The sequence below is a fragment of the Syntrophorhabdaceae bacterium genome, from assembly GCA_028698615.1.
In the GTDB taxonomy this organism is placed as follows: Bacteria; Desulfobacterota; Syntrophorhabdia; order Syntrophorhabdales; family Syntrophorhabdaceae; genus Delta-02.
In genome coordinates this window covers 20,593-27,148 of sequence record JAQVWF010000032.1, presented here as the reverse complement: position 1 = coordinate 27,148, position 6,556 = coordinate 20,593, and the positions used below count along the sequence as shown (strand labels likewise).

The following is a 6,556-nucleotide window of genomic DNA, read 5'->3' as shown; positions in this document are numbered from 1 at the left end:
CGGCATTCCCGGCCATCTCCGTGCCCTTTGACAGCCTTGCAATCCGCCGGGAAAATCCCCCTATTATCACTATGCTGTTTCGAAAGTTGTGGGCAGCCTCCATCAGGATTGCCTCTTGCCGGCGGCAGGACTCCATGATCTGCTGGATCAATTCCTTTCTGCCGAAGATCGCGCTTATGAGCTGCCCTATCACCTGCAGGTACTCGAAGTCTTCCGCCGAAACCGGCACATCCTCTTTTCCCGAGTCGACGATCAAGACCCCCAGGTTCCTCTTCTCCTTCGTGACTGGATCCTCATAGCCCAGGGGGACTATGGATTTCACATTGATCGGTTCGCCCAGTGTATGCTCGTAATGGTTTGATTGCCCGGCATCTGTGAGATTGACTGGTTTGCCCTTCCTCACCACGTCCCAGACAATACTGTTCTCTCGTATCGTGACGCCGCCTATGGGACAGCTATGCTCACCCGCCCAGAACCTGAGTCTCAAGTCATCCCCCTCAAGGAAGGCGCACCGCGCCCTCTTACCCAGTCGTTCACGGAGTTGCTGCAGGACGGTTTCTATTACCTTTTCGGGAATCTCGCTGGAGCTGAGCAGGCGGGCCGTATCAAGAATATCCAGGAAGGGGCTGGGCTTATCTTTCTCTGATGTCTTCATGGCAGTTCTCATCGGCTGCGGGTTGCGGCCAATTCAATGATACCATCTTCCGCTCCCATGAACAACCCGGAGTATTCCTGAACGACAGTCTCACAGGGAACATCATAATAAAAAAGGGGCCCGAAGGCCCCTTCTTGTCTAGCGTTGTATCTGGTTTTAGAAGAAATACCAAGCGCCGAATCTGTACACATCGGCAATGCCTGTGCGCTCAGCATTCCCTACGCCTGTGCCTGTACCAGCGGCGTAATCGTTGTAGCCTGTGTAGTTCCGAACCCACTGGATACCGAACCTAACGGCCTTGTTTGCATCCCACAGCATGTTGACGCCATAGCTCTGATCCATGTTCTCGGTGTTAGGATTTGTATTGCGTGCGTAGTTGCTGGCGTTGTGTTTCAGATAGCCGTAGTTGCCGTTGAGCTGAAGGGCATTGGTGATCCACCATGACAGGTTGGCCTGCAGTCCGAAGAGTGTCGGGGCTGCGTAGGTATTGTCCGGTCTCTGGTATGCTACATGGTTCTGATTGTACAGCCAGCCACTACCATTGAGGTTCTGGCCGACGAAGAAGTTACCATTGAGGAGTACTGACATGGACTTGTTGCCCTTTGTCTCGGGAACGATAGGTAATGAATACCTGAAGGCGACTGCCCATGACTCGAGCGTGGTGCTTGAGTAGGTGCTGTCAGTTGCGGCCAGGGTATAGGTCTCTTTGTCTCTGCCCCAGTATCCACCCAATGCTAACTTCAGGTTGTGAGGGCCGATCTTGCCACAGCGGTCGGTCCAGTATGCAACCTCGCCCTGAAGTCCCGGCCAGCTGCTTCTGGCAAAGCCGTCATTGGCCTGGCGGATGCCGCCAGCGGCGCCTGACCACTCAGTCGCGGAGGTGATGCCGAACATTGCGTTGAACTCTTTCGTGAAGAAATACCTGAAAGCCATCTGGGGCGTCCTGATGCCCTTGAGGTACTGGGCATAGTCAAGGATACTGACCGTCGGGACATAGTAGGGCATGCCCCACTGCTGCCAGGCCTGACCAATCAACAACTGTGCTGAATTCCACTTAAAGGTCATGAAGGCATGCCTGAGCTGGAATCCACCATACTGGTTGCCTGTTGACGTGCCGCGGAAGTCGCCTTCGATGAAGGCGCTTGTCTTGGCGCCCCACAGGTCGGGACCCTTGACGAGGAAGTTGAAACGGGTCTCGGCACCGGTCATGAAGGTGTTGCCGTACTCGTCTGCAAGGATCCCACGTGTGGCTGAGCTTCCCCTGGAGGCCCAAACCGCGTCTGCATCTGCGTTCTGGGATGTCCAGCCCACATCGTACTTCACGAAGCCGCCAAATGTAACATCGTATCTGCTTGATACGCTGCCTGCGTTACTCAGTACAGGAATAACAAGGAACAGCGCAAGCATAACCAATACTAACTTCTTCATTCTTGCCTCCTTAAGATTTTTTTTCGCGTCCTTATACATAATTGTCGCCACCGCACCTCCGTCAATTAAGTTTTTTTAATATTACCAACCCCCCTGAGGACTGTCAAGGGAAAAATTAATATATTTTAATAAAATATGGGTTACGGGTCATACCTGCCCAAAATGGATCCTGCGGGAGAGGACAGACGGGCCTTCAGGCATGCAGGATGGCAGTGGCCTATTACCCATCACCCATGGCCCGTCTTTTATGCTATACTGTTTAGCAACAAATCCTAAGGAGGGGAATTATGGAACCGAAAGATGTACGTCTGCAAGGATTGTTTCAAACTTATGGAAAAACGATCATACTGCCCTACGACCAGGGGCTTGAACATGGGCCGCGGGATTTCTTCAATGCCAGATTCGCCGAAGATCCTCTGCACATCGTCGAGATAGCAAAGAAGGGGCGGTACAATGCCGTCGCTCTCCATATCGGAAACGCCAGGCGCTATTTCAAGGACATGTACAATCAGGTGCCCCTCGTTCTGAAGGTGAACGGTAAGACGGAGATCCCCTCGGATGAAGAACCTCTGTCTCCCATCACCGCCACTATCGATGAGGCGCTTGCCCTGTCGGCCATCGCCGTGGGATACACCCTTTACATAGGCTCCCCGCGTCAGGACGAGGACATCGAGCAATTCACGTACGTACGCGAGGAAGCCCACAGGGCGGGTCTTCCCGTGATCGTCTGGTCATATCCAAGAGGCAGCGAAATTGAAGCCAAGGGCGGAAAGAACAGTCTTTATGCCATTGAATACGCCGCGCGTGTCGCCGCGGAACTCGGTGCCGACATGATCAAGGTGAACGTACCCAATCCGAAGAAGAACCCCGCCGTGCCGGCCCCCTACCGGGATTTTGAGACGGACCTTCTTGAGGCTATCAAAAGGGTCATCGGCACGACTGGCGGTGTTCCCGTAATTTTCGCAGGCGGGGAAATGGTCTCCGATGAAGATCTTCTTGCAAAGGCAAGCCTGTGCATCCGCGCGGGAGGATCGGGTTTCATCTTCGGACGCAATATCTGGCAGAGACCGCTCGATAAAGCCCTGGAGATCACGCGGAGCATAAAAGAGGTCATCAGAACGGAAAGACCGAAGAAATAGCGGCAGGGTTCTCATGGATTCTTTCAGGGTCCTTGACCACGACGCGGACATACGTCTGGAGATTTATGGGGCATCGATGGAAGAACTCTTCCATCATGCCGCCGTGGCGATATTTTCACTGATCACCGATCCTGTGCATGTTGAGCCGGCCCTGACAAAAGAAATCACCGTGTCGGGTAACGGAGAGCTCCTCATCAATTTTCTTAACGAGCTCCTCTTTATCTGGGACGTCGAAAGGTTTATTCCTGTCGATGCATCGGTATCCTTTCATGCCAAGGGCCTGACGGCCGTATTGAAAGGCGAGGTCTTCAATGAGAACAGGCACGTCATCGAAGTGGAAATGAAGGCGGTCACCTATCACGCGTTCGCCATAACCGAGGAGAACGGGAAATTCAAAGCTAACATTATAATAGATGTGTGAAAATGCGGGTTTCAGGGATGAAGGACGGTTTCAAATTTCAGGTTAAAGACAAGAACTGGAGACATTTGCAGCGGCAGGTCTTTACAGCAACATCATCATCTTCTTTGGGACTCTGTTTTCCTGAAACGTGAAACCTTCTTTTTGGGGTGAGATATGAGCGAAGAGACCGTCGGATTCGAGAGACTCGATGAGAACCGCCATATTGTCAGGAAGAGCGGGGCTATGCGGGTCGATGGTATCGTCTATGTCGATGAGGAGTTGCTCGGGTATCTCGGCACCGAAGAGAGTATCAAGCAGGTCCGGAATGTGGCCACCCTTCCCGGAATTGTCAAGGCGTCCCTTGCTATGCCCGATATTCACTGGGGCTACGGGTTTCCCATAGGCGGAGTGGCGGCTTTTGACGTCGAGGAAGGGATCATCTCTCCCGGCGGTGTCGGCTACGATATAAACTGAGGTGTCCGGCTCGTGCGCTCCGTGTTGAGCGCCAGGGACGTAAGAGACCGACTGCCCGATATAATCGATGGGCTTTTTCGAAATGTCCCGAGCGGTCTTGGCTCGCGCCGCAAAGACCTGAAGCTCTCTCACGGTGAATTGAGGGGGGTGCTTCAGAAAGGGGCACGGTGGGCAATAGCCAAAGGTTTCGGAACAAGCACAGACCTGGAGCACATAGAAGATCAGGGTTGTCTTGATGATGCCGAACCCGACGCCGTGTCCGAGAAGGCATATGAGCGGGGGAAAGACCAGCTCGGCACACTCGGCAGCGGGAATCATTTTGTCGAAGTAGGCTATGTTTCAGAGATATTCGATGAGGATGCGGCTCAGGCCTTCGGCCTTTTCCGGGATCAGGCCACGATCATGATCCATACCGGGTCGCGCGGCCTCGGCTACCAGGTCTGCGATGAATCGATCAGGCAGATGCTGCCGGCCGCCGAGAGATACGGCATTGCCCTCTTTGACAGGCAGCTGTGCTGCGCCCCTGTCAATTCACCGGAGGGACGCCGCTATTTTTCGGCCATGGCCGCCGCCGCCAACTACGCCTTCGCAAACCGGCAGATGATAACACACTGGGTCCGGGAGACATTCGAGGAAGTGTTCGGCGCCGGCTATGCCTCGCTCGGCCTTGGACTCGTCTACGATGTGTGTCATAACATCGCCAAGAAGGAGACACACCGGATAGAAGGAAAGGAAACGATACTGTGCGTTCACCGCAAGGGTGCCACGAGGGCCTTTCCTCCCATGAACCGCTTTGTTCCCGACAGGTACAAGGCGGTGGGACAGCCCGTTCTGGTTCCCGGCGATATGGGCAGGGCGTCGTACGTCCTCGCGGGGACACAGCGCGCCATGGACGAAACCTTCGGAAGCACCTGCCACGGCGCGGGAAGGGTAATGAGCAGAAACCAGGCAATGAGAACATCACGGGGACGATCCATCCAGAAGGAAATGGAAGAGCGCGGTATCTATGTGAGGGCGGCCAGCAAGGCAACCCTGGCAGAGGAAATGCCCGAGGCGTACAAAGACGTGTCAAGGGTGGTGCAGGTCGTTCACAGGGCGGGGATCTCCAGGCTGGTGGCCAAGATCACACCGCTGGGGTCCATAAAAGGATAACGCCTTGAACCTGACAGGCGGTTGCAACCATCCTTATAATAATGGTATTAACTGGTATGGTGGATGAAAAAGGGCTTATCATCGCTTTCACGGGCGATGGGAAAGGAAAGACCACGGCGGCGCTGGGCATAGCGCTTCGCGCGGTCGGCCGCGGGCAGAGAACGGCCATTTTCCAGTTCATGAAAGGTCTCGAGAGGTCGGGAGAACAAATGCTCGACAGGGCGGCCATCCCTCTCATCCTGGTCCATTCCTTCGGTGCCGGTTTCTTGAGACCGGGCGATGACCCCGCACCTCATCTTAAGGCCGCCGAACAGGGCTGGCAAGCCGCCCGGAAGGAGCTTCGCTCCGGCGGCGCCGATATCGTTATTCTTGACGAGATATCTCATGCGATCAATCACGGCCTCCTCTCCCTGGAATCGGTCATTCAAGCGATCATTGGCAGGAGGTACGGCCTTCACGTGGTGCTCACCGGCCGAAATATGCCCCCCGATCTCATCGACACGGCCGACATCGTCACGGAGATGAAAGAGATACGCCATGCCTACCACACGGGCAGACACCCGGTGATAGGAATAGACTATTAAGGACAGCTTTTCCCGCCGGAGAGCTCACGTTCTGTAAAAGCCCTCATCGACCTTCCCCTTGAACCCTTCACAGCCTGTTGACAAAGTCGTTTCTGAGGTCGGTTCCTGCTCTTTCATCATTCCGGCTTTAGGCCGGTGTCTTCACTCGCGGAAGCGGCATCCAGGAAATATGCGGGGATAGAAAGACCTCTGGATCCCGAATCAAGTCCGGGATGACGATAAGGAGGGCTTTACCAGCAGGCCTTTGAACATTGGAACTCTGGAACTTTCCTCTTCCCCTATCTTCTCGCCAGCCAAACACTCACGAAAATGATGGAACCCCCGATGAGCTGGGAATAATGGAGGGTCTCCCCGAGCACAAAATAGGCCGCTATGGCGCCGAAGGCGGGAACGCAGTACTGGTAGATCATCGTGCGGGACACCCCGATCCTTGCAACCCCCCGGTACCAGAGAAAAAAGGCGACGACAATGGAAAAAATGATGGAGAAAATAATGATAAGCCAACCCGTTGAAGAAAGGCGCCCGAGTTCCTGGGGATTGAAAAAGGACGGCACGAAGAATCCGAGAAGAATTGAACCGGCGGCCATGCTGTAGGCTGTTACCTTCAATGGCGAGTGCTTTTGCAGGAGCGGCTTGGAAAGGATGGTGTAGAGAGCCCAGGAAAGACTGGCGGCAAGCGCCAGAACAGTGCCCGCTATATCGCCGTTCATGAAGAAGATCCAAT

Annotated in this window: 6 protein-coding genes and 1 pseudogene; 4 read left to right on the top strand and 3 right to left on the bottom strand. The window is 54.4% G+C overall.

All coding sequences use genetic code 11. The annotated features are described in order from the left end of the window. Positions 1-655 (bottom strand): GAF domain-containing protein (locus tag PHC90_10715; protein MDD3846817.1); only part of this gene is annotated, 655 nt, incomplete at its 3' end. A 156-nt stretch (positions 656-811) separates the two neighbouring features. Further along, positions 812-2,062 (bottom strand): hypothetical protein, encoded by a 1,251-nt coding sequence (locus PHC90_10710; GenBank protein ID MDD3846816.1) that lies wholly within the window; start codon positions 2,060-2,062, stop codon positions 812-814. A 308-nt stretch (positions 2,063-2,370) separates the two neighbouring features. Between PHC90_10710 and PHC90_10705 the strand changes: the two genes are divergently transcribed. From PHC90_10705 to PHC90_10690, 4 genes and pseudogenes are all read left to right on the top strand, one after another. Next, positions 2,371-3,222: a hypothetical protein gene (locus PHC90_10705; protein MDD3846815.1), complete on the top strand. Its 852-nt coding sequence runs from the start codon at positions 2,371-2,373 to the stop codon at positions 3,220-3,222. 13 nt (positions 3,223-3,235) lie between these two features. Then, the gene (locus PHC90_10700) at positions 3,236-3,643 is read left to right on the top strand and encodes an archease (GenBank protein MDD3846814.1); all 408 of its coding nucleotides are present in this window, start codon (positions 3,236-3,238) and stop codon (positions 3,641-3,643) included. A 222-nt stretch (positions 3,644-3,865) separates the two neighbouring features. Beyond that, a pseudogene (locus tag PHC90_10695) lies at positions 3,866-5,248 on the top strand (RtcB family protein). 56 nt (positions 5,249-5,304) lie between these two features. Beyond that, entirely contained in the window at positions 5,305-5,832 is a 528-nt protein-coding gene (locus PHC90_10690) for a cob(I)yrinic acid a,c-diamide adenosyltransferase (protein ID MDD3846813.1), read from the top strand. 278 nt (positions 5,833-6,110) lie between these two features. Here PHC90_10690 and PHC90_10685 read toward each other — a convergent pair. Beyond that, positions 6,111-6,556: DMT family transporter (locus tag PHC90_10685; protein MDD3846812.1), on the bottom strand; the 446-nt coding region annotated here is incomplete at its 5' end.